Source organism: Halomonas sp. PA16-9, assembly GCF_009728585.1.
Lineage (GTDB): Bacteria > Pseudomonadota > Gammaproteobacteria > Pseudomonadales > Halomonadaceae > Vreelandella > Vreelandella titanicae.
The window spans coordinates 2,670,089-2,693,633 of sequence record NZ_CP040451.1; the positions used below are offsets into that span (position 1 = coordinate 2,670,089).

The following is a 23,545-nucleotide window of genomic DNA, read 5'->3' on the forward strand; positions in this document are numbered from 1 at the left end:
TATGGCTAACCCGATTTATGGTCAGGCTGGCCTAAAAGGCGTCATTGTCGATAAGCTGAAAGACCCCAAACGGCTGGGACTCTTTGTTGCCGTGGATGGCTTTATCAATGAAACCAACCGCTACGCCGACTACATCGTCCCTGATTCTGTGATGTATGAGGTGTGGGGCTTTACGGGCGCGTGGAAAGGCACCCTGGGCAAGCTGACCACCGCCTGCTGGCCCGTGGTGGAGCCGCGCCAGCAAAAAACCGCTGAGGGCGAACCGGTGTCTATGGACAGCTTTTTTATCGCTGTGGCCAAACGGCTTGGCCTGCCCGGCTTTGGCGACAACGCAATTCCCGATGCCCAGGGCAATCTGCACCCGCTCAATCGCGCAGAGGATTATTATCTGCGGGCCGCGGCCAATATCGCTTTTCAAGAAGAACCCTTGCCAGAAGCCGACGATGCTGATGTTGCCCATGGAGGCATTGCCCCACTGGTGCCTAAAATCGCACGAACGCTAAAAACTGATGAACGCGCTCGAGTAGCCTATCTCTATGCCGGGGTGGACGCTTTGAAGATGCCAGCGAGCACTTCATAGGTGAAAAATTGAAATACCAGTGGAAGCAAACGCTATGTGTTTACAACGAATCAGTCGGCACCAGCATTGATACCACTAATGGCCTGCCCAATAGCGGCGTCCCCTGCCATAAGCTACCTCAGATGGCGAACAAGCAACCCATGCTCGAGGTGTTTTCGGAGCAAGAGTGGCCGCTGTTGGCGTTCTCGTTCAAATCCAACCTGATGAACTCTTACGCTATCGGCAGTGAGCGGCTGCGTATGATCAAGACTTACAACCCGATACAGATGCACCGCCAAGACGCAGAGCGCTTTGGTATCCAGCACGGCGATACCATTCGCATAGAAAGCCCTGGCGGAAGCGTGGTCGGGTTGGCGCTAGTCAGTGAAAGCGTAATACCTGGTGCCTTGGGCATTGAGCACGGCTATGGCCACCGGGATTTAGGCGCAACACCACATATTATCGACGGTGAATCTCAACCGGATATGCCTTGGATGCGCGCGGGTATCAATATCAACGATCTAGGCTTTAAAGACCCCACGAGGAACGTGGATGGCACTTGGCTTGAGCCCATCAGCGGGGCCAGCGTGCGCCAGGGTTTGCCGGTAAGGGTTAGTCGAGTTTAGCTGATAATCGTTTTTCAGAGCTGATGGATCATTCGGTGGGAATTGCTGCAGAGCTTCCTACCGAATGAGTGATGAAGCTCATTGATACATTTTCAAAATCTACTTCTGACTGTTTATAAAGGGCATTTCTGTTAAGTAAGACAAAATGTTTATAGCTTTCTTACGCAAAAATCACATAATTGAATAAGGATATTCCCAAAAGAAATATATCAGCACGCGCTGAAGGAGTCTTCCATGCAAAAATCACCGTTATTGACACGAAGAGAGTTATTGAAAGTTGGCTCTGGGCTGAGTGTAGGTAGCTTACTACCGTTCAGCGGGTTATCTGCTAGCACTCTGCGAACATAAGCACATATCGTGATTGTTGGTGGCGGTGCAGCAGCATGGCAATGGTGAACCGACTCGCCAGACGCCTACAGGGAGGAACTATCACACTCGTGGAACCTCGCGAAACTCACCACTACCAACCGGGCTGGACAATGGTAGCTTCTGGGATATGGGCTGCAGAAAAAACAATGCGCCTTAATGCACAGTTTCTTCCACGAGGAGTCAAATGGTTGCGTGACTACGCAGACAGCATTGATGCTGACAGCAAGCGTATAACTCTCGTCGGTGGCGAAACGCTGGAATACGATTTCTTAATTGTGGCCTCCGGCATTCAGCTCAATTACCACTTGATCGAAGGTATGACACCAGTGTTGGTTGGGCAGCACGGGATTGGCAGTGTGTATGCAGGTATCGAGGGAGCATCACGCACTAACCAAGCAATTCAAACGTGGCTCCAGAGCGGTCATGGAAGAGGAATATTTACCGCGGCCCCAACACCCGTAAAGTGCGCCGGGGCACCGCTAAAAATGACATTCACAACACTAAGTCGTTTAGAAGACACCGGGCGACGTGACGCTTTTGATGTGGACTATATGGCTCCCGGCGCTAGTTTTCTCTCAACCCTGGGTCGATGAGTTCGTTAAACAGCGCTTTGATAGCCAAGGCGTTAACCGACGTCACCACTATCGACTCTCCGCCATTGACCCTCAAGCCAAACAGGCTGAATTTGCTTTTGTAGGGCCTGAAAGCGAGTTCACATCCCACCACCAACTTCGAGAAGCTGAATTCAGACGCGATGACTAGCCAACAGTCATCGCAGACTACGACTTTCTTCATGTCGTGCCTCCCATGAGTGCCCATGATTTTGTCAAACAGAGTGCTCTCATCGCACAAGACGGCCCGTTTAGGGGCGAGTGGTTAGATGTTGATATCCACACGCTGCAGCACAACCGTTACCCCGAGGTATTTGGGATTGGCGATGTGATTGGTGCCCCAATTAATAAAACAGCCGCCAGCGTTAAAGCGCAAGCACCGGTAGTCGAAGGGAACCTACTTGCCGTGATGCAAGGGAATGCGCTTCCTGCAAGCCATAGCGGTTATACCTCGTGCCCCATGATTACCGGCATAGGCAAGGCCATGCTGGTAGAGTTTGGTTACGCCGATAACTTCGCATTTATGCCTTCATTCCCTTTCATTGATCCCACTGAAGAGTCCTGGGCCGTATGGGTAATGAAAGACCGCATGCTTCAACCCGCTTACTATGCTGTGCTTGAAGGCAAAGCATAAGGAGAGCTGACATGTCCATTGATGGTATGCTGACCATATTGATGTACGCCTTAGCACCCTTTAAGTGGCTGCTCATAATGGGATTAATCGTTATTATCGCCCTGCACCTGCTCACTTATCTACGCGGCTATAAGATCACTCACCACCGTAGCCGTCTCACCAACCTATTAGCCCTATTAATCGGGCTAACAGCAATACTCTGGGTTCCTTGGCTCACTCACTCGACGCTTGGCTATGTAGCAACAGTATTTGACTGGATAGCGCTGATAGGTGCTGCCGCTGCCACGAGTGTTATTGCATTTATCATACTGCATCCTTTGAGCTATTTGATTAGCTTTCAGGACAAGGAATGACCTTACCAATGACAGCACGTGAAAGATTAGCGTTTGCTAACCCCAGTCAAACGGCTCATATATAGTGATGCACCGTACCTTCGCGCCTCATGATGAGACAATACGCCATCACTCTTCCTTCTACTAATGCCGTGTTACACATAGTGCCATGGGCACGACTTAACACCAAGCCTGGCACAGTACAGCGATGAATTGATTGCCTTTTTACAGAGATATCTCGACTCGCAAAGAACAATATACCTCCCTTTTTAAGCTTTCAGTTCATCACCGTCTTGACGATATAGTATCTATCTCTACCGTATTACTGCAGTTATTATTCTATGGACTCAGGAATCAAGAAATACTGCTAGCGAATTCAAATCCCGAACCCGTCTAATGCTTTCCATGCATGGGGGTTGTCAGTCGCTCCTCAAGAACAACCAATTGCTGGCCCAGCTTCACAAGCTCGGTACCCGCCCAAATGATCAGTGCCACCAGCAGCACTTGGATTCCTGTCTGCATATGCCGCTCGAATACGGATGGTTTCACGTCGCGCTCCTGGGGCATTACGCCGCCCTTCGTAACTTGGCGCGCTCGTACCAGGTTTGGTCGTTAGCACACAGCTCACCTGGGGCGCACTTGAACTCCAGCGGCAGGCGCTCTAATGAATGCTCATGTTGGCCGTAGCCTGCACCTGGCAGCGACGTCCAGATATTCCGGCACCGATGAATAGCCTCGGCAATCTCGACCGCTTGAATGAGGGGCAAGGCGCACTGTTCTCGGATTTGCTGAATGGCACCCCGGTCTTGGCTGATTGGCCCGAAATCAGGCAAGCCAAGCTGGTCACGGTAATAAGGCCAAAAGCGGTTTAGCTACTGATACCGGCCTGCTGCTGTTGAGTGCAGGCCTTTACGTACTTTCACGCTTTGGCGCGGGCGGTCGGCGTAATCATCTAGCAGAATCAGCTTGGTACGAATTGATGCAGCTTTCAACAACTAAAGCAACCGTTCGCCTTCGATCAGGTCAAAAGAATTTGGTGATCGTTTCTGCTTGACTACTTCAACCCCTCTCTCTCGACATATCTCTATGACTTTATGTTGAGTTCATCACTAGCGTTGCAACCAAGTAGCACCCTATTTAGCTTAAGACCCTTTAACTCTCGATTACCTCTTTCTGCAAAGCACACATAACGCCATTCATCCTCATATTTCCACGAGCTTCCTTTCACTAAAGCACTACCCATTGCGGCCCGAACTAAAACACCTCTGTTGCCAGCACCCGATTTTCTTACAAAATTCGTTACATCAACTGGACTATGACGATAGGAAACTGGAAGAACTAAGCCCCTGTCAATTGCAGGGCCAGGAAAGTTATATTCAAGGCAGTATCCTTTATTAGAATTAGAATAGTGCGCCCACATTAGATAATTATTTTTCTCTGTCGTAAAAGAGCATATCAAAGCTAAACCTCTTATATCTTTATCTAAAATCTCCTCAAGCTTATTTGCTAGAACCTCACATTCTTTAGAAAAATCATCACAGGCTTTTTTTAATGAAGATATTCTAGAACCAAATTTATTTCTTGCTTTTTCAAAAGCTGTCTATCAGCACGGCCACCAAATATATCGAGCTTATCATGACCAGTTAAATATTTAACTATTTGCCTAAACTCTGGCTTCATCTTTTCATTAAAATATTTATTCAGAGCAGGAATTATAGCGACCTCTTTATTTATAAAAATGCGAGCATCAAAAGGATCGTTATAATCATTGGGATATGACAAATATTCGTATCCATCTTTCAATGCATTCAAATCATAGTCGCGCCCTGACCTATATCGGTAAAAATATTCTGGCTTATTCTCGAGCACTAGCAATTTCATTAAAGCTAAATCTGTTTCATGCTCCTCAAAAACCCCAGTAGATTTTAATACCGCTTCTCTCCAATCGTTATCAGGCACATGCAGTCCTCATCAAAAAAATTATTAAGCTGCAATATTAACTAGCTTAGATAGTGAAAACAGCGCTAATTGCTCTCACTGATTGAACAGTAACAATGCTTGTCCCCCAAACTCGCCCCCAAGTAGCTCTATCCCTCTTTGTCCAAAACTGCACATCGCTCTCAGCATCTAAGTATTCATTAAACCACTTACGTACCGCATTAGGCGAGTGCAAACCCTTGCGCGAATACGGCCAAGTCACCTCACTATGGTGGTACAGAGCCGCCATGCACAAGTATCGGAGAGTCTCAAGTTGCGGGGCAGTTGGCTTTCCCTCTCCTGGTAGCTTCACTCCCTCATGAATCATTTGCTGATCTACCAGTAACATGACAGAGCGCTATGCGCACCTGACACCCCGCCGCGAGCGGTTAAACGGCTAGACAATCGCTCGATGCGTAGTACTCCGGCAGAGGTGGTCGAACATTTCCAGACACATTCTGAACACAGTGAAAGACCGATGAGTTTAGTGGAAGGCTTGATTGGGAGGAAACGCAGAGCCTAGAAACGAAAAGCCCCTGACGAATCAGGGGCTTTAGTATCGAGGTGGCGGAGGGACAGTCCGTTATTTTACTTTCCAAGAACGTCTCAAAATAACCACAACAACCAATAAAATCATGAGCTTGAATTGCTATTATGTCCATCAAAGTCTATGGTGATCCATAACTTATGGGGGACTACTTGGGGGACTACCCCAAAAATTTTGGCGAGGTGAGCCATGGCAATTCACAAACTTAGCCCACGCAAAGCAGCTACTGCAGGGCCTGGCAAACATGAAGATGGTGGTGGTTTACGCCTAGTGGTTTCGGAAGGCGGAGCAAAGAAATGGGTGCTTAGGTTTACCTTCAAAGGTAAGCGCCGAGAAATGGGGCTTGGTAGCTTCCCTGATACAGGCTTGGCTGATGCCCGTCGCAAAGCAGAGAACTTTAGAAAGCTGGCAAAGGACGGTGTTGACCCTATCAATGCCCGGGACCTTGAAAAGCAGCAATATTCTACGCCTACATTTACAAGTTGCGCTGCTCGTTACATCAAGTCTCATCGCCACAGTTGGCGCAATGCAAAGCATGCTCGGCAATGGGTTAGCACATTAAAAACTTATGCAAGGCCGGTTATTGGTAAAATGCCAGTTGATGAAGTCGATACTCATCATCTACTAACCATACTTGAGCCAATTTGGAAGACCAAAACAGAGACCGCTAAGCGCGTTCAAGGCCGAATTGAGAATGTGCTGGACTTTGCTTCAGCTCACAAATATCGCGATGAAGCCAACCCTGCTAGATGGCGTGGACACTTGGATAAGCTGCTACCCAAACCTTCACGTGTTAAAGAGATTTCTCATCTCCCAGCTATGCCTTACGATGAAGTCAGTTCATTTATCGCCGAGATGCAGAGGCTTACCAGCATCTCATCTAAAGCTTTGCAATTTCTAATCCTCACGGCTACGAGAACATCTGAAGTACTTAATGCAGAATGGCATGAGATTGATCTAGCTAAGGCGACATGGACGGTTCCTGCCGAAAGGATGAAAGCACGACGGGAGCACAGGGTGCCTCTATCCACCCAAGCAGTAGAGCTACTTTCTAGTCTCCCCCAGGTTCAGGGTAATCAATTTATCTTCCCTGGCGCCGGCATAAGCGACCACTCTCCAATATGGCGATGCTTCAGTTGATGCGAGGCATGGAATATGGTGTGGGTGGCAAGCGGGGTAACTTCGTCCCCCATGGTTTTCGCTCTAGCTTCCGAGACTGGTCTGGCGAGGTTTCCAGTTACCCTAGGGACGTAGCAGAAATGGCGCTTGCTCACACTATCGAAAACAAAGTTGAAGCTGCCTATCGGCGTGGTGATCTCTTCGAAAAACGACGGGCGATGATGCAAGACTGGGCAAATTTCATCAAGAAAATACCGATCTAAATAAATGGAAACTCACACTAGAATGCTTGAAATTCATGCACCCTAAAATCAGCGAGCTCTGCTTAAGCCATTGCATGATTTTTTTTAAAAAAACTTGGCATTACAATTAAGTTATGTTAACAAGGGCCGGACTTACTAGTTTTATTTAGTTGACAGCTTCTGGAACACTGCACGCCCCGTAACTTTGACTTCACCTTCGGAGTCTTCTGCGACGATTTTGATAGCGACTTGAATTCCCTTGATGGTGATCTGCTCCGTGAAAACACCAGATACCTTTAGTTGAGTGCCGACGTTCATCGGAGCAACGAATCGACATGAATAAGCTACCAACCGCCACCCTTTCATTTCATAAATCAACCAGTTACCGATGTCGGTCATGGAGAGCATTCCATGACAAATGATCCCAGGGTGACCAGCTTTCACAGCCTGCGCATGGTCTAAATGTATGGAATTCAAGTCCCCAGACAGCGTTGCATAGGTCTCAAGCTCTCCTTTATGCATCTCGCGCAACCATGCTGTATTCAATCGTTTTTCACTCTCCATACCAGCGCCCACTCCATCAAAGCATCAAACATTCGTCTCGGAGGCCTTGATCGCGTAGACGGTTCGAATACTAACCGCTAAACGCTCCTCAACAAGAAAGTGGCTTTCCTTCCCGAAAAAACAGACTTGGCTGCCCGGCTTCCAGGTCACATCTCTTAGCACGGATCTCACCGTAACAAGATCGCCACAGCATAATGTGCTGTGGTAAGTGAAGGCCTGCTCCCCATGAAGCAAGCAGCTCGCCTCGACCTGCAGAAGGCTCGCCATGGCAACAACAACGCCAGCCTCCATCTCTAGCGAAAAAGGAAACGTGGGCAAGGCAGACCCGATATCTTCACAAACACTCCCCCGCCACCGCTCATCTTTGTGCCCCAGGAAGTCGAGATAGCGGAACACACGATCGCGCTCAATTTTTGCCTTAAAAACAGGAAAATTGTGTCCTTCCAATGCCAACCACCGCTTGTTAAATCGCATCATAGCCATCCGCCTCACGATTAAGCTGCGGGATAATCAACGCCACCCACCCGCTACACGAATTGCTTCACCTGTAACTCCGCCGGCTCCTTCTGATGCTAGGTAAAGGGCCAGTCCTGCGACTTCTCCAACATCAATTAAGCGATCAATAGGTTGCTTAGAGAGTATATGTTGCTTCAAAGCTTGTTCTATTGAGATCCCCTCTTCTTCAGCTATCTTGCCAAGCTGGTTACGCAAAAGCTCGGTTTCCACTGCCCCTGGGAGTATGGCATTAGCAGTCACCCTCTGACTTGCAGTCTCACAGGCGACTGCTCGTGTTAATCCAATCACGCCGTGCTTGGCTGCTATATATGCTGACTTATAGGGTGACGCAGTCATGCCGTGCACCGAGGAAATATTGATAATGCGTCCCCAGCCTTGCTGCTTCATCCCCTCGACCACATGCTTGGTCATTAAAAATGGTCCCGAAAGCATCACGCCCAGCAATTTCTGCCACTGATCATAGGGAAATTCTTCCACCGGACTTATGAACTGTATCCCAGCGTTGTTGACCAGGACATCAACAACACCGTGTTGCTGGCTCACACTAGTCAGCGCAGCCACTACAGACTCTTCACAGGTGATATCAACCATGTAGGCAAAAGCATTTCCAAGCTTGCTTGCCGTGGCGTCTCCGGCTTCCTTATCCAGGTCGAAGATCATCACCTGATCGCCGTTATCACTGAACGCCTTGGCAATCCCCATACCGATACCCCTAGCCCCACCGGTAATTACGACGATTCGCTCACCGTTGTTTCTGTTACCCATTACCTTTCCTCTTTCACCTAAATCACGGAATTGGGATTCACTCGGCTATTAGGTTTTCCCTGAGATCTCATTGAGCTCACGAAGGCGGGTGATATTATCCACCGCCGCATAGCTTTCTAATGCGGAAAGATCGCCCACTTCTTTTCCGATGAAAGCGTTGCGAACTACACGTCGTAAGAGCTTTCCATTCTTGGTTTTGGGCAATTCGTCCACCACAAACACGTCGCGAGGGGCAAATGCCTTACCCAGCTTATCGCCCACCAGGGTCTTGAGAATCAGCTCAATACCTCTTTCTCGGCTTCCGGCTTTAATACTACAAAGCACAGCGGCACCTCGCCTTTCATTACATCCGCCACACCGATTACCGCGGCTTCCGCCACGGCCGGAGAAGCCAGTACAGCACCCTCGATTTCAGCTGGGCCTACTCGTTTACCGGCAACATTCATGGTGTCGTCAGAGCGGCCTCGAATCTCCAGCATGCCGTCGGGATACGCAATCGCCATGTCACCGTGTACCCAGCGCCCCGGCCATCGGGAAAAGTACTCGTTTTGATACTTGATATCATCATTCCAGAAGCTTCGTGTCATGCCGACCCATGGCTTGTTGATCACCAGCTCACCTAGCTCATCAACGACGCGTTCCCCATCAAGATTCACGACAGCGATGTCCATACCTGGCATTGGGCTGTTGAAGCAGGATTCAGCGATCGGTCTGAGCAGCACATTAACCAGAATGCCACCGCCAATCTCAGTGCCCCCGGCATAATTAATGATGGGCACGCGGTGCTTACCAACCGTCTCGAAGAGCCAGTGCCAGCTTTCATCATCCCAAGGTTCGCCGGTCGATAGGAAAAGGCGAACACGCTCCCCGAGCCGCGTGGGTTGAATGTCACTCTTCATCAAGCTGCGGGTAAAGGTTGGCGAGATGCCCACATGGGTCGCGTCGAAGTGCTCGACCAGCTTCCACAGCCGACCATCTTCCGGGTAATTGGGTGCTCCATCATAGATAGCCAGGGTGGCACCGTTCATAAAGGTACCAAAAACAGCTACGGGTGCCGTCAGCCAGCCCATGTCGGTGATCCAAAAGAGGGTGTCATCCTCGCCGAGATCCATACAGATCCCTAAATCTAACGCCGCCTTGAGTGGTATTCCCCCATGGGTATGCACCACTCCCTTGGGCTTGCCTGATGTTCCCGAGGTATAAATAAGCAGCAAAGGATCGTCACTAGCCATTTCACAAGCTGGCGCTCGCGCTTCGCTCGTTGCGGTGGAAGCCATTAACGATGTCCAGTCATGCTCATGATCTGCCAGTAGGGATATGTCTGAATTGGCATTATTGATGACGATGAGCGTCTCGACAGAGCTTCCTTCCGCAATGGCCTCATTGGCCTTGGACTTCATGTCGATGAATCGGCCACGGCGGTAGTAACCATCAGCTGTTATCAAAATATGTGAGCCTGAATCCTTCAAGCGCACCGCCAAAGCATCGGCGTTATAACCTGAAAATGCAGGTGCATAGATGGCACCGAGGCGAATTGATGCCAACATGCAGATAATCGCCTGGGGAATCATCGGCAAATAAAGGGAAACCACATCACCACGGCTTACACCCAGTCCGCGCAGCATCTCGGCACAGCGCCCTACCTCCTGAGCTAATTCGGCATAGGTATAACGTACCTCACTGCCATCTTCGGATTGGGCAATAAGCGCCTCTTTTGAGGCGTGTTCGGCACTGTCCGCCCAGCGTTCGAGAAGCGTATCGATAATGTTAAGGCGCCCTTCTGGAAACCAGTTTGGATGTATGATCTCTGCTGGATTATCAATGACCGAGGCGTACGGCTTCCGCCACTCAACTTTCATCTTTCGCTCTAGCTCTCCCCAGAACCAGGCAATATCACCAACGCTCCTGCTCAGGAATTCGTCATAACTTTTGACTCCCAGCTCGTCTAACCACTGCTGCAGGCGCGTCGCCTTGCAATAAGCATTATCGGGTGTCCAAATAGCTTGTTTGGTCATTGTATTGTTCTCCTGCTTCATCAAATCGAGCTCACCGAAACCGGCCGATATACGCGGCTACTTGAAGTTTTTCTTCACCAGCTTCTGGATCTCACCGACAATACCGCTGCGGAAACTCATTACGCAGAGCACGAAAATTATGCCGAGAATAACGCTCACCCAATTGCCCAAGGGGGATTGCGCCAACTGGGTCTGCAAGCTGACAACAATTCCGGCACCTACCACTGGGCCGAATAGAGTTCCCACCCCGCCTAATAGTGTCATCAGGATTATCTCGCCGGACATGTGCCAGTGCGCGTCGGTTAATGAAGCGAGTTGGAACACCAGCGTCTTGGTGGAACCCGCTAGCCCGGCAAGCCCAGCTGACAGTACAAAGGCAAGCAGTTTGTAAGCATCAACGTTATAGCCCAGTGATACCGCGCGCGGCTCATTTTCTCGAATCGCCTTTAGTACTTGCCCATAGGGGGAGTGAACAGTGCGCTGTATGATGGCAAAACCGATTAAGAAGATGGCGAATACAAAGTAATACATCGCCAAATTGCTACTCAGGCTAATGAAGCCAAACAGCTCGCCGCGCGGAACTCCATGCAGGCCATCCTCACCTCCAGTGAAAGGCGACTGCAGGAAGATGAAATAAACCAGTTGGGATAGCGCCAGGGTAATCATCGCAAAATAGATTCCTTGACGACGAATCGCAATTGCGCCAAATATCGCGCCTATGGCTAATGCCGCAATAGTGCCTGCCAGAATGCCTAACTCTGGGGTAAGGCCCGGGTAGCTTGCCAGCATATAACCGGTGACATAGCCACCGGTCGAAAGAAAGGCTGCATGGCCAAAGGAAAGCAGACCTGCATAGCCGAGCAGCAGGTTAAATGCGCAGGCAAACAGCGCGAAGCACAATATCTTCATTAAGAACACCGGATAGGCCACGAAAGGTGCGACGAACCCAATGGCAATCAGTGCTAAGTAAAGTGCATTGCGTCGCATCTTGGCGCGCTGGTGAAATTTCATGCTGGGGGTAAGAGCATTATTGTCATCGTTGGTATGGTTAATGTTTATATTTGTCATGGTCATGCCTCTTTGCCGAACAGGCCGACGGGACGAATTAGCAGCACTAGGATCATCACTAAGAAGATCACCGTATTGGCAGCTTCGGGGTAGTACACCTTGGTGAGACCCTCGATCAAGCCCATGGCTAGGCCAGTAATCACCGCGCCAAGGATCGAGCCCATACCGCCGATGACGACTACAGCGAAGACAACGATTAGTAAATTAGCGCCCATTATGGGCGACACTGGGTAGAGCGGCGCGGCCAGCACCCCGGCGAAGGCGGCAAGCGCCACACCAAAGCCATAGGTGAGAGTGATCATTTGGGGCACGTTAACCCCAAAGGCTTGCATCAACGCCGAGTTCTCGGTGCCAGCGCGCAGATACGCCCCGAGGCGAGTACGCTCAATCATGAACCAAGTGAATAGGCAGACGACAATGGCAGCCACTAGCACCCAGGCGCGATAGGTGGGTAAGAACATAAAGCCTAAATTGAGACCGCCTTGCAGGGCCGCTGGTGTGGGATAGCTAGATCCAGAGACACCAAAAAATTTAGCAGTACCCCCTCAAAGATCAACGCCAGGCCGAAGGTGAGCAGCAGTCCATAAAGATGGTCAAGATGGGCAATACGGCGCAATAAAAACCGCTCAATCAACATGCCCAGACCACCCACAATCAGTGGTACCAGTAGCAGGGCCGCCCAATAATTGAGCCCTAGGTATTGCAAGCCCAGCAAGGTCGCAAAAGCGCCCAGCATGTACATGGCTCCGTGGGCAAAATTGACAATCTTCAGCAGGCCAAAGATCACTGCCAACCCCAAGCTCAGCAGAGCGTAAAAGGCGCCATTGATTAGGCCCAGCATCAACTGGCCCATGAACACCGCCAGCGGCACCCCGAATATCATCGTCATGGTATCAACCTCCCGTCAGTGGCGACGGCCTATGCCTAAGCCGCCACCATTTCCGTTTCTACTCAATTATTAACCAACTCACACTGGCTCTCTTCGAGTGGACGGAAGGCCTCTTCTGCTGGAATAGTGGTGATAATTTCGAATAGATCCCACTCACCGGATGAGTCGGCGGGCGACTTTACTTTAGCCAAGAACATATCGTGTACCATGCGACCATCTTCGCGCAGACGTCCATTGCGTGAGAAAAAGTCTTCGATGGGATTCTCCATGAGGTAGGTACGAACATCAGCAGGATCATCGCTGTCCGTGTTCTCAATGGCTTTTAGGTAATTGGTGACAGCAGAGTAGTTGCCCGCCTGCACCATGGTTGGCATGCTCCCCACGCGCTCGTAGAAGCGCTCGGCCCATTCGCGTGACTCATCGTCCATATCCCAGTACCAGCCGGTTACAAACTGGGTTCCCTGGGCGACATCCAGCCCCACCGACTTCATGTCGGTGATGAAAACCATAAGACTCGCCAGCGTTTGGCCGCTCTGAGGCACTCCGAATTGATAAGCGGTTGAGATTGCGTTTCTCAGGTCTGAACCTGCACTTCCTAAACCGATGATCTGTGCCCCTGAAGCCTGGGCCTGGAGAATATAGGAAGAGAAGTCATCGGTAGGAAAAGGATGGCGAATTTTTCCCGCAATTGTGCCGCCACTTTCTACTACGGCTTGTTCCACAGCAGCCTCCATGGCGTGGCCGAAGGCGTAGTCGGAACTCATCATGAACCATGTTTCACCCCCCTGCTCCACAATGGCCCTGGCCGCAGCATCTGACACGGCAAAAGTGTCATAGACCCAGTGAACATGGTTGGGGGTACAGTGTTCGCCAGTAATACTGTCTGCAGCTGCCGTGGTTACCATGGCAAATTTATTGTGCTGTTCTACAAGCTTGGAAACCGCGATGGCCACTGATGATGCATTCAGACCGGTAATCATGTCGACGGATTCTTCATCCATCCATTCCCTAGCTAGATTCGAGCCAACAGCAGCATCATTGCGATGATCGGCGCTGATGAGCTCAATAGCTTTACCATTCACCGAGCCGCCGAAATCTTCAATCGCCATCTCGATAGCGGTAAGGCCAGCGGGACCAGCTAAATCGCTATACGGACCGTTCATGTCATCCATGTAGCCAATAACGACTTTTTCATCGCTAATGTCTGCATGGGCTGAACTTGCCAGAACAGCCGTGGCTGCTAAGGCAACGGCGGTGGTGAGAGTATTCTTATTAAAGGTCATTTGTGTCTCCTTTGCCTCGGCATGAGGCGTTTGTTGTTGTTACTAATCGTTTTTGCCAACGTACATCCACGCGTGATTAAGCAACGCGTTTGAACCAAGCTAGTCAGCAATATTTAGACACCCAGCAATGTATTGAGATGATCGCGCCGCGAGGACAACTCGGCGGCTTTGATCTCCTCAATGATTCGCCCGTGTTCCATCACGAAGTGGCGGTCGGCCAACGGTGCTGCGAAGCGAAAATTCTGCTCTACCAGCACGATGGTCATTCCCCGCTCCTTAAGTTTGATCAGTACTTCGGCCAAAGCCTGGACGATGACGGGCGCCAGCCCTTCAGTAATTTCGTCGAGCAACAACATCCTCGCCCCGGTGCGCAGAATGCGTGCCATAGCCAGCATCTGTTGCTCGCCGCCAGAAAGCCGAGTGCCTTGGCTGCGGCGACGCTCGTAAAGGTTCGGAAACATCGAATAGATCTCGTCGAGAGACATGCCGCCAGAGCGCACTGTAGGCGGCAACATTAGGTTCTCCTCGACATCAAGGCTTGCAAAAATGCCACGTTCCTCGGGGCAATAGCCGAGACCCAATCGCGGGATGCGGTGGGGCTTCATATCAAGGGTTTCGTTACCACTGATCACAATTGAGCCAGTACGTCGCCCCACCATGTTCATGATTGCTTTAAGGGTAGTACTGCGCCCGGCGCCGTTACGACCTAGCAGGGTGACCAGTTCGCCTCGCTTTACGTCGAAATTAACGCCATGGAGAATGTGAGATTCGCCATAGAAAGCGTGCAAGTCGCTGACCCGAAGCATCTCGGTGCTGTTGTGGCCTTGGTTTCGTCGGGCGATATCCTTGGGCGTTGCAGCTAACAGGCTCATGCCTTACCCCCTTCTTCTTCTGTTTCACTGCCCATATAGGCTTCGCGCACCTGTGGGTTGTGCGAGACCTCTTGGTAGTTCCCTTCGGCCAGCACCGCTCCACGGGCCAACACTGTGATACGGTCGCACAGTCGGCTAACCACACTGAGGTTGTGCTCTACCATCAGCACCGTGCGGCCCTTAGCCACGCGACGAATCAGCTCAACAATACGGTCAACGTCCTCAGCGCCCATGCCTTGGGTAGGCTCGTCGAGAAGCATTACCGTAGGCTCCAATGCCAATGTGGTAGCTATTTCAACGCCCGTTTGCGGCCATAGGGCATTTCCACAGTAAGCACGTTGGCATACTCACGCAGACCGACTTCATCAAGCAGCTCAAGGGCTCGCTCGTTGAGGTGATCAAGACTCTTCTCGGATTTCCAAAAGTGGAAAGAGGTACCTAACTTGCGTTGCAGCGCTACGCGCACGTTCTCAAGCGCCGTCATATGCGCGAACACCGCAGATATTTGAAAGGAACGCACCAGGCCCAAGCAGGCAATTTCGTTAGCCTTCATGCCGGTGATCGGCTTACCGCGGTAGAGAATCTCGCCTCGAGTGGGCGGCAGGAACTTCGTAAGCAGGTTGAAGACGGTCGTCTTGCCGGCCCCGTTGGGGCCAATCAAGGCGTGGATATGCCCTTCCTCTACGTGCAGTTCAATATTGTCCACGGCAGTGAAACCACGGAACTGCTTGTTAGATCGCGTACTTCAAGAATTGCGCTGCTCATCACGCCCCCTTTGTGATTATTGGAAATTCGTCAGGGTTGTTGAATGAGTCTAGAGTTATATCAATTTATGTCAACATGTATACATATAAATTTTTATAAATCCCTTTTAATCCTCGTAATTAATGTATTAAAAGATATTTAATGACAAGTAGATGATGCAAACACCTCTGTATTGACGTTGACTGACCGACACCACATCACGTTAGACGACTGCTTTTGATGATTGACACCTTTCAATATCGCCATTAACGCTTAACAGCTTGCTATCGACAATAAATGACAATGCGTTGTCTCGATTTCTGCCAGCATATATCGTGACTATGGGGATAGTCTTGTTCTTAAATAAAATAAAAGACAACGTATTGACATAGTTTTCATCGTGGCCTAACTTTATTCCAAGACGCCCGGGGACAGCGGGGCCAATTAAAATCCAGAACAAGCAAATAACAACAATTTTTCAGGAGGTTGCATGGCTATTCATACCAATATGACGCCCGCGAGAAGAGAGGCGATGGTGGCGCTAGGCGCATGGAATGACATGACCATTGCCGACTATCTGGACAAGGCCGTGGCCTCTAAGGGGGAAAAAACGGCCATCATTACCTATCGAATGGCTGACGGAAGCCGTACTGCGCTCAGCTATCGAGAACTAAATGGGCAAGTCACCCGCATGGCAGCGGGCCTTGCTGGCTTGGGAGTAGAGAAAGGCGACATTGTCTCCTGCCAACTTTCTAACTGGTGGCAAATGACAGCCTTGCACGTAGCTTGTGTTCGCATTGGCGCTGTACTCAATCCACTGATGCCTATTTTCCGCGAACACGAATTAAGGTTCATGCTTAGCATGGCCGAAAGCAAAGTGTTGGTTGTTCCCAAAATATTCCGCAACTTCGATCATGCCACCATGGCGCATGACTTACAGAAATCGCTGCCGACCTTAAAGCATGTACTGGTAATAGGTAGTGAAGAAGATAGCTTTGACAAGGTACTGCTGGAACGCGCCTGGGAAAACGAAGTTGATACAGAAGCCCTATTCGCGGCCCGCCGTTTGTCCGGTGATGACGTGGTACAAGTGCTCTATACGTCAGGCACCACCGGTAAGCCCAAGGGCGTGATGCATACCTCTAATACATTAATGAGCCATATACGCCCCTTCGCTTCGCGACTTGCTCTGGGTGAAGACGATACGGTCTTCATGCCCTCCCCACTGGCACACCAGTTGGGCTTTCTCTATGGCCTTCTGCTGCCTATTTACCTCAAAGCTACAGTAGTGCTTCAGGACACTTGGTTACCTGAAGAAGCGGTCAGAATCATTGCCACCGAGCAGCCTAGCCTGATGCTTGGCTCGACTCCCTTCCTTGCCGATATTGCTGAATACGCTCTGAAACACGGCCCGGATTTGCAATCGCTGAAGCTTTTCCTATGTGCCGGTGCGCCGATTCCAAGCCCGCTGGTAGAAAAAGCAGCTAAGAACCTGCCCACCCGGATTCTGTCTGCTTGGGGCATGACTGAAAACGGCGCAGTGACCACGACCTTGCCTGATGATGCTCCAGCGCTCGCAATACATACCGATGGGGTGCCGCTTCCTTACATGGAGCTCAAAGTCACCGATATTGAGGACAACCCGCTCCCCCCTGGGCAGGAAGGCCTCTTATATGTACGTGGTGCCAGTCTATTCGTTGGCTACTTTAAGCAACCGGAACTCTATGGAGTTGATGACGAAGGCTGGTTTGCTACGGGAGATCTTGCGCGTCTCAACGACCAGGGTTACGTACGTATTACTGGTCGCTCCAAGGACGTTGTCATCCGCGGCGGTGAAAAACATCCCATCGTCGACATCGAGAACACACTATATCAACACCCGAAAATTCAAACGCTGGCCTTGGTAGGTAAACCAGACGAGCGTCTTGGTGAGCGTCTGGTGGCTTACGTGACACTCAAGGATGGCGTGGACTTACTGACCCTGGAAGAGGTGTGTGCTTTTCTCAGCGAACGCAAGATGACCCGCCAATACTACCCAGAGTTCCTGGAGGTGGTTGACGAACTACCACGAACCCCCTCCGGCAAGATCCAAAAATTCAAACTGCGCGAGCAGGCAACCAACGCTCCTAAGGGAATCTGATCTCGCTCATCCGAGCCCCATATTTCCTCGATCTCAATTGGAGAGACAGTATGAAAGGATTGAAAGTAGAACCGTTATTGTAACCGGCGGCGGAGGTGGCATTGGGCGAGCCGTATGTAAGCGTTTCGCAGAACATGGCGCCAAGGTGGCGGTACTTGACCGTGACGAACAGGCGGCTCAAGCGACCGTTAACGCAATCGAAACCAGCCATGGTCATGCAAAGGCTTATGGCGCCGATATCACTGATTACGACGCCATCGTCACCACGGTGGCATGTATTGAGCAAGACTTAGGCACACCCACAGTGTTGGTTAACAACGCTGGCTTCGACCGCTTTATGCCATTCCTCAAGACCGAGCCTGCGATGTGGGAGTCCCTAATTGCCGTCAATCTGACAGGTGCTCTCAACATGCACCATGTGGTATGTATGCCTAAGATGGTAGAGGGGGTGGCGGCCGTGTGATCAATATCGCCTCTGACGCTGCACGTGTCGGGTCTTCAGGCGAAGCTGTCTACGCCGCCTGTAAGGCAGGTCTAGTTGGGCTGAGTAAAACGCTGGCACGCGAGCTCGCCAGCAAGAACATCACCTTCAATGTGGTCTGCCCCGGACCTACCGACACCGCACTGCTTAAAGGTGTTGCGGACACCGCTCGGGATCCTGAAAAACTGCTTGAAGCTTTCCGCAATGCGGTACCCATGCGTCGCATTGGCCAGCCCGAAGACTACCCGGCATCATCACTCTACTCGCCAGTGACGAGGCTAGTTTCATAACTGGCCAAGTGATCAGTGTATCCGGTGGTCTTACCATGGCGGGCTAACCGCAGCTGCCTCTATTTGCCTTTTTCCAGGAGTTCAACATGAGTTACGAAGACATCCTCTATGACGTCACCGATGGTGTTGCCACCATTACCATCAACCGAGCTGACCGCTACAACGCCTTTCGTGGCCAAACCTGCATGGAGTTACTCGACGCCTTCAACCGAGCGGGGTGGGACAAGTCAATCGGCGTAATCGTGCTTACTGGCGCAGGCGACAAAGCGTTCTGCACCGGTGGTGATCAAGGCGCGCATGAGGGTCAGTACGATGGCCGTGGAATTATTGGTCTGCCCGTTGAAGAGTTACAGACACTGATTCGACAAGTACCCAAGCCGGTTATTGCCCGTGTCAATGGGTTTGCCATCGGCGGCGGCCATGTTCTGCATGTTGTCTGCGACCTCTCCATCGCCTCCGAGACCGCCATTTTTGGCCAAGTGGGACCTAAAGTAGGATCAGTAGATCCCGGCTTCGGTACCGCTTATCTATCACGCGTCATCGGTGAGAAGCGCGCTCGGGAGATCTGGTATCTGTGCCGCAAGTATAGCGCCAAGCAGGCGCTGGATTGGGGTTTGGTTAATGCTGTAGTACCACCAGAACAACTCGACGAAGAAGTGCGCAAATGGTGCGATGAAATCCTTGAAAAGAGCCCCACCGCCCTTTCCATCGCCAAGCGCTCCTTTAATGCAGACAGCGAGAACATCGCGGGGATTGGAGGCTTGGGTATGCAGGCACTGAGCCTTTATTACGACACAGAGGAGTCTCAAGAAGGCGTCGCCGCGTTTAAGGAAAAACGCAAACCTGAATTCCGCAAATACTACAACAAATGATGCCATTAAGGCATGGAGATAGGCGCCGTCGCCTTGAGGGGCCATGGCTTCAGCATGTGCAAGGAGATGATCATGAATTTTGCCTTTACCGAACAACAAGACGCTATCCGCGAAAGCGTGGCCAGGTTTTCGGCCGACAGGCTAGTGCCTCGCTATCGGCAGCGAGAAACGGATGCCTGTATTGAGCGCGAGATCATCGAACAGTTAGGCGAGATGGGCTGCCTGGGTGGTGAACTACCTGAAGAGTATGGCGGCAGTGGACTGGACTGCGTAACCAGCGGCGTGATCGTCGAAGAGATTGCTCGCGGTGATTTCAATGTCGGCTACCTTCCGCTGCTGGCTTCCCTCAACGGCCAAATCATCGCTAGCCATGCGCAACCAGAGCTTGCCCGCGAGTGGCTTACCGCTATCACCGCCGGGCGCAAGGTCTGCTGTATTGCGCTCACTGAGCCTCATGGTGGCTCAGATGCTGCCAACCTCAAGTTGAGAGCCAACCGCCAAGGTGACCACTTCGTTCTCAACGGCGAAAAAACCTCTATCTCCATGGCAGATCAGGCCGATGTAGCGGTTGTCTTTGCTCGTACCGGTACTCAAGAGCAACGCGCCAATGGCATCAGCGCTTTCTTGGTACCTATGGGACTGGAAGGTATTACTACTAGCCGATTTGAGGATTCTGGACAGCGGGCTATTGGCCGCGGTTCGATTTTCTTCGACAATGTGCGCGTGCCGGAAGACCATATGCTAGGCAGCGAGGGTCAAGGATTTAAGCAGGTCATGCAGGGATTCGACTACAGTCGTGCGCTGATTGGTTTACAGTGCTTGGCTGTTGCTCAGCAATCGCTAGACGAAACGTGGCTATGGCTCACTGAGCGTGAAGCTTTCGGTCAGCCATTGGCGGCCTTTCAGGGGTTGACTCATCCTCTTGCTGAATATCAAACCTATGTTCATGCTGCACGTTTGCAGTGTTACTACGCCCTATGGCTAAAAGATATCGTTCGGCCTCATACCACCGAGGCTGCTATGAACAAATGGTGGGGGCCGAAACTAGCCTTCGACGTTATTAAGCAGTGTATGCTGGCGCACGGTCACACCGGCTGGGGTGAGGACTTACCTTTTTCGCAACGCATGCGTGATGTGTTGGGCTTGCAGATAGGTGATGGCACGGCACAAATTATGAAAAATATCATTGCGCGTCAGTTAGTGGCTCGGTAAACCCCGCTGGGTTTTTCTACACTATGGCGCTGCTTTTAGGATAGGAGTTTCTTGGAATGACTCAAGACGACAAAAGCGTCGCCAACCGACTCTTTTTCCGCCTTTTTCAGGTTAATAACATTTTACAAAAGCAGACCGTCAGTGAGGTGGGGCTCTCTACCGTACAATGGGCAGTATTGGGCGCCCTCTCTCGAAAAGGGTTTGAGAAGGGCATTTCGTTTAATGCACTCACCGAGTACCTGGTGGTTAGCCGACAAAGCCTAGACGGCGTGCTAAAACGCTTGGAGCGCGATGCGCATGTTGAACGCATCCCCCATCCAGATGACAAGCGCGCCCGTATTATTTTACTGACAGATCAAGGCAGAGCTTTCTGGGAGGGCTTGCAGCCCTCTATTCATGACTTCTACCGTGATGGACTTGGCAGCTTCTCTTTCGATGAGACTGTTAGCTTATTGCATTACCTTAACAAGCTTCAGCACGATTTAGAGCATACGGCGATAAATGCAAATGAGAAGTGAAGAAGCCTTACAGTCATATGAAGAGAGTTGCCCTTACTTAGTTCCCCAATAACGCCTTTCCACTCCGCGGTATGCTAGCGGTACAGCGCCGCGCAACTCTTTTTGGGAGTGCCCACATGCATGTAGATACTGCCATTACCAGCCGTAAATCGGTGCGCCGCTTTCTAGATACACCGATCGACCGCGCAACCATTGTGCATATAATGCAGGTTGCTAGCCGAGCACCCAGCGGCAGTAATATCCAGCCGTGGAAGGTGCATGTGGTGGCGGGTGCCGCTAAAGATCAACTTTGCCAGCGGCTTTTAGCCGCCGTTGATCAAGGCCAAAGCGATCCACCCGAGTATCACTACTACCCGCAGAACTGGTTTGAACCCTATCTAGAGCGACGTCGTCGATGCGGCTTTGGACTGTATGCAACGCTTGGTATTGGCCGCGAAGATAAGGGTATGCGCGAAGCCCAGGCTAGGCGTAATTTCCATTTTTTTGATGCCCCCGTGGGTCTTTTTATCACCATGGACCGTCGTCTGGAGACCGGAAGTTTTATGGACTGCGGCATGTTTATCCAGAGTGTAATGCTGGCAGCTCGCGGCCAAGGGCTGCATACCTGCCCGCAGGCTGCCTTTGCTTGGTACCACTCGCTTATTCGCGACGCGCTTAAGCTGGATGAAAACCAACTCCTACTATGCGGTATTTCACTGGGCTACGAAGACAGCGATGCCCCAGAAAATGCCTTTATCACTGAACGTGAAGATATTGGTGGTTTTGTAACTTTCCACTGAACTTTATTCTGATCTAACTTAATAATTTAATAAGATTGGTCGCATTCCATTGCTCACTAGGTATGCCCAACAGGGCCCAGCACTTCTTTACTCCAGAGTATTATCGACTAACTGATAAATTAGATGCCATGGTCGCAAATTATCTTGAGTGTGTTTGCTCTTTTGTAACACAAGGAATAAGGAAGCAGCTTTGAGGCTGTCTATGAAACCTGGGGCGATTCACAACCAAGTTACGAATGATGAGACCAATAACTCCAGGGAAGTCGCTTATGAATCTTGAATTCACTCAATAAGCGTAGAACCTACGAATGGTAAGAAATCAGAGCGCAACTGCAAAAGTAAGAAAATCGGTATTACCTTCAACAATAGGTGATATTTATTTATAAAAACTCAATTTCTGAGTCAGAACCCAGGTCTGGGCGCCCGCACAAAGCATAGCTTTCTGGAAATCCGGTTTTTAATTGAACTGTTAAACAGCTGCGGTGCAGAGCACCGCAGCTGGGCTAGCTCACTAGTTATTAACGGCTTCTTCCATAATTTTCTGGGCTTCAAGTGCCCACTCTTCGCCACCAATGTCCTCGTAGAATGAAGGCCAGTTAGCCCTAGCTTTTTCTTGCCACTCAGCTTCATCTTCGGGTGGCCCAAGCAGTTCCATACCGAGTTCTACGAGCTCATTCTTAGCCTCTTCGGTCAGTTGGGCAGAGAGTTCTCGCTCGTAGTTGGCCGTTTCAACACCTGCTCTATCCACTGCCTCCTGTAGGTCTTCCGGTAAACCTTGATAGAAACGTTCGCTTACGAGCAAGGGTCCAGTCCACATCATGTAATGAATTTCTGTGATGTAATCCTGAACTTCATAGAAATTGCTAGAGATAGCAGTGGTATAGGGGTTTTCCTGGCCGTCAATCACGCCTTGCTGAAGTGCTGAGAAGACTTCCGCCCACGCCATGGGAATTGGATCGATTCCCCAAGCTTTGAACGTTTCAATCGCAATGTTGTTTGGAGAGACCCGGATTTTTTGACCTTGAAGATCATCCAATGTACGTACTGGTTCCGCTGTAGTCAGTACTCTGAAGCCTTTTTCAAGGAGGCCAACAGCACGAACCCCAGCTTCACTTGAAATACGCTCGTTGAGAGGCTCTTGCAGCGCATCCATAGCCGCCCATGCTTGCTCAGAGGATGTAAACGCATAAGGCAACATCAATACGCCGGCCGAGGGAGCCAGCGGAACGAGGTTCCCTGTATAAACGATCGCGGACTCAATGGTACCCATACGCATCGATTGAGCTACTTCTTGTTCATCCCCTAATTGGTTCGAGGGATATATCTCTACCTCAATACGACCATCGCTGTATTCCTCCACTAGTTCCTGGAACTTCACGGCGGCGTGGTGGGTAGGGTTATTTTCGTTATCGCCGTGCGACAACCTCATGTTGAAGTCTGCACTGAATACAGCCGAGCTGGCGAGCCCCAGGCTACATACACTCACACCAGCCATTATTTTTATAAAGGACATGGTTAATA

25 protein-coding genes and 3 pseudogenes are annotated in these 23,545 nt (G+C 50.6%); 13 read left to right on the forward strand and 15 right to left on the reverse strand.

The genetic code is table 11. The annotated features are described in order from the left end of the window. Nucleotide 1 precedes the first annotated feature (1 nt). The 3 genes from FDY98_RS28020 (at nt 2) to FDY98_RS28030 (ending at nt 2,147) form a co-directional block, all read left to right on the forward strand. Nucleotides 2-580, forward strand: a complete 579-nt coding sequence (locus FDY98_RS28020) for a hypothetical protein (protein ID WP_340146538.1) — start codon at nt 2-4, stop codon at nt 578-580. A gap of 8 nt (nt 581-588) precedes the next feature. Next, complete coding sequence (locus FDY98_RS28025) at nt 589-1,185, forward strand: molybdopterin dinucleotide binding domain-containing protein (protein WP_340146539.1); 597 nt, start codon at nt 589-591, stop codon at nt 1,183-1,185. Between the two features lie 389 nt (nt 1,186-1,574). Continuing rightward, nucleotides 1,575-2,147: an FAD-dependent oxidoreductase gene (locus FDY98_RS28030; protein ID WP_340146890.1), complete on the forward strand. Its 573-nt coding sequence runs from the start codon at nt 1,575-1,577 to the stop codon at nt 2,145-2,147. Here the strand turns inward: FDY98_RS28030 and FDY98_RS28035 are convergent. Then, nucleotides 2,119-2,349, reverse strand: coding sequence for a hypothetical protein (locus FDY98_RS28035; protein WP_340146540.1), 231 nt, complete (start codon nt 2,347-2,349; stop codon nt 2,119-2,121). The genes FDY98_RS28030 and FDY98_RS28035 overlap by 29 nt on opposite strands. A gap of 12 nt (nt 2,350-2,361) precedes the next feature. On the opposite strand from FDY98_RS28035, the gene FDY98_RS28040 reads away from it, so the two are divergent. Then, nucleotides 2,362-2,799, forward strand: a complete 438-nt coding sequence (locus tag FDY98_RS28040; RefSeq protein ID WP_231500680.1) for a hypothetical protein — start codon at nt 2,362-2,364, stop codon at nt 2,797-2,799. Between the two features lie 11 nt (nt 2,800-2,810). After that, on the forward strand, nt 2,811-3,152 hold the full coding sequence (locus tag FDY98_RS12375) for a DUF5368 family protein (protein WP_027959492.1): 342 nt from the start codon (nt 2,811-2,813) through the stop codon (nt 3,150-3,152). 372 nt (nt 3,153-3,524) lie between these two features. On the opposite strand, the gene FDY98_RS12380 is transcribed toward FDY98_RS12375, so the two are convergent. The 3 genes from FDY98_RS12380 to FDY98_RS12395 form a co-directional block, all read right to left on the reverse strand. Further along, nucleotides 3,525-3,680 (reverse strand): hypothetical protein, encoded by a 156-nt coding sequence (locus FDY98_RS12380; RefSeq protein ID WP_155705866.1) that lies wholly within the window; start codon nt 3,678-3,680, stop codon nt 3,525-3,527. Between the two features lie 17 nt (nt 3,681-3,697). Further along, nucleotides 3,698-3,964: a glycoside hydrolase family protein gene (locus FDY98_RS12385; protein WP_231500681.1), complete on the reverse strand. Its 267-nt coding sequence runs from the start codon at nt 3,962-3,964 to the stop codon at nt 3,698-3,700. 715 nt (nt 3,965-4,679) lie between these two features. Continuing rightward, nucleotides 4,680-5,090, reverse strand: a complete 411-nt coding sequence (locus FDY98_RS12395; protein ID WP_027965440.1) for a hypothetical protein — start codon at nt 5,088-5,090, stop codon at nt 4,680-4,682. A 754-nt stretch (nt 5,091-5,844) separates the two neighbouring features. Here FDY98_RS12395 and FDY98_RS12400 point away from each other — a divergent pair. Together FDY98_RS12400 and FDY98_RS28045 are read left to right on the forward strand one after the other, a co-directional pair. Further along, nucleotides 5,845-6,795, forward strand: coding sequence for a tyrosine-type recombinase/integrase (locus tag FDY98_RS12400; RefSeq protein WP_340146541.1), 951 nt, complete (start codon nt 5,845-5,847; stop codon nt 6,793-6,795). Further along, complete coding sequence (locus FDY98_RS28045) at nt 6,777-7,037, forward strand: tyrosine-type recombinase/integrase (protein WP_340146542.1); 261 nt, start codon at nt 6,777-6,779, stop codon at nt 7,035-7,037. Before FDY98_RS12400 ends, FDY98_RS28045 begins: the two co-directional genes overlap by 19 nt. A gap of 141 nt (nt 7,038-7,178) precedes the next feature. Here FDY98_RS28045 and FDY98_RS12405 read toward each other — a convergent pair whose 3' ends face one another. The 10 genes and pseudogenes from FDY98_RS12405 to FDY98_RS12445 all read right to left on the reverse strand — a co-directional run bounded on the left by FDY98_RS12405 (nt 7,179) and on the right by FDY98_RS12445 (nt 15,753). Then, nucleotides 7,179-7,580 (reverse strand): MaoC/PaaZ C-terminal domain-containing protein, encoded by a 402-nt coding sequence (locus FDY98_RS12405; protein ID WP_051430426.1) that lies wholly within the window; start codon nt 7,578-7,580, stop codon nt 7,179-7,181. Nucleotides 7,581-7,604: 24 nt separating this feature from the next. Beyond that, nucleotides 7,605-8,057 carry an FAS1-like dehydratase domain-containing protein gene (locus FDY98_RS12410; protein ID WP_196518011.1) on the reverse strand — a complete coding sequence of 151 codons (453 nt, stop codon included), beginning with the start codon at nt 8,055-8,057 and terminating at the stop codon, nt 7,605-7,607. A 33-nt stretch (nt 8,058-8,090) separates the two neighbouring features. Continuing rightward, nucleotides 8,091-8,861, reverse strand: coding sequence for a 3-hydroxybutyrate dehydrogenase (locus FDY98_RS12415; protein WP_027959497.1), 771 nt, complete (start codon nt 8,859-8,861; stop codon nt 8,091-8,093). A 48-nt stretch (nt 8,862-8,909) separates the two neighbouring features. After that, a complete protein-coding gene (locus FDY98_RS26230; protein ID WP_442907921.1) occupies nt 8,910-9,122 on the reverse strand; it encodes a hypothetical protein in 213 nt (70 codons plus the stop codon). 14 nt (nt 9,123-9,136) lie between these two features. Continuing rightward, complete coding sequence (locus tag FDY98_RS12420; protein WP_196518014.1) at nt 9,137-10,876, reverse strand: AMP-binding protein; 1,740 nt, start codon at nt 10,874-10,876, stop codon at nt 9,137-9,139. A gap of 57 nt (nt 10,877-10,933) precedes the next feature. After that, complete coding sequence (locus tag FDY98_RS12425; protein WP_231500692.1) at nt 10,934-11,863, reverse strand: branched-chain amino acid ABC transporter permease; 930 nt, start codon at nt 11,861-11,863, stop codon at nt 10,934-10,936. Between the two features lie 83 nt (nt 11,864-11,946). Beyond that, nucleotides 11,947-12,833, reverse strand: a pseudogene (locus FDY98_RS12430) (branched-chain amino acid ABC transporter permease). A 62-nt stretch (nt 12,834-12,895) separates the two neighbouring features. Continuing rightward, the gene (locus FDY98_RS12435) at nt 12,896-14,116 is read right to left on the reverse strand and encodes an ABC transporter substrate-binding protein (protein WP_027959501.1); all 1,221 of its coding nucleotides are present in this window, start codon (nt 14,114-14,116) and stop codon (nt 12,896-12,898) included. Between the two features lie 113 nt (nt 14,117-14,229). Further along, nucleotides 14,230-14,922: an ABC transporter ATP-binding protein gene (locus FDY98_RS12440; RefSeq protein ID WP_101148364.1), complete on the reverse strand. Its 693-nt coding sequence runs from the start codon at nt 14,920-14,922 to the stop codon at nt 14,230-14,232. A 62-nt stretch (nt 14,923-14,984) separates the two neighbouring features. Next, nucleotides 14,985-15,753 (reverse strand): annotated as a pseudogene (locus FDY98_RS12445) (ABC transporter ATP-binding protein). A 469-nt stretch (nt 15,754-16,222) separates the two neighbouring features. Between FDY98_RS12445 and FDY98_RS12450 the strand changes: the two are divergent. The 6 genes and pseudogenes from FDY98_RS12450 to FDY98_RS12475 all read left to right on the forward strand — a co-directional run bounded on the left by FDY98_RS12450 (nt 16,223) and on the right by FDY98_RS12475 (nt 22,024). Further along, complete coding sequence (locus FDY98_RS12450; protein ID WP_155705871.1) at nt 16,223-17,872, forward strand: AMP-binding protein; 1,650 nt, start codon at nt 16,223-16,225, stop codon at nt 17,870-17,872. 37 nt (nt 17,873-17,909) lie between these two features. Beyond that, nucleotides 17,910-18,643, forward strand: a pseudogene (locus tag FDY98_RS12455) (SDR family NAD(P)-dependent oxidoreductase). 86 nt (nt 18,644-18,729) lie between these two features. Beyond that, complete coding sequence (badI, locus tag FDY98_RS12460) at nt 18,730-19,515, forward strand: 2-ketocyclohexanecarboxyl-CoA hydrolase (protein ID WP_027959506.1); 786 nt, start codon at nt 18,730-18,732, stop codon at nt 19,513-19,515. Nucleotides 19,516-19,587: 72 nt separating this feature from the next. After that, the gene (aliB, locus tag FDY98_RS12465; RefSeq protein ID WP_027959507.1) at nt 19,588-20,727 is read left to right on the forward strand and encodes a cyclohexanecarboxyl-CoA dehydrogenase; all 1,140 of its coding nucleotides are present in this window, start codon (nt 19,588-19,590) and stop codon (nt 20,725-20,727) included. Nucleotides 20,728-20,783: 56 nt separating this feature from the next. Further along, entirely contained in the window at nt 20,784-21,245 is a 462-nt protein-coding gene (locus tag FDY98_RS12470) for a MarR family winged helix-turn-helix transcriptional regulator (RefSeq protein WP_027959508.1), read from the forward strand. 116 nt (nt 21,246-21,361) lie between these two features. After that, nucleotides 21,362-22,024: a nitroreductase gene (locus FDY98_RS12475; RefSeq protein WP_027959509.1), complete on the forward strand. Its 663-nt coding sequence runs from the start codon at nt 21,362-21,364 to the stop codon at nt 22,022-22,024. A 511-nt stretch (nt 22,025-22,535) separates the two neighbouring features. Here FDY98_RS12475 and FDY98_RS12480 read toward each other — a convergent pair. Then, nucleotides 22,536-23,537 carry a TRAP transporter substrate-binding protein gene (locus FDY98_RS12480; protein ID WP_027959510.1) on the reverse strand — a complete coding sequence of 334 codons (1,002 nt, stop codon included), beginning with the start codon at nt 23,535-23,537 and terminating at the stop codon, nt 22,536-22,538. Nucleotides 23,538-23,545: the final 8 nt, after the last annotated feature.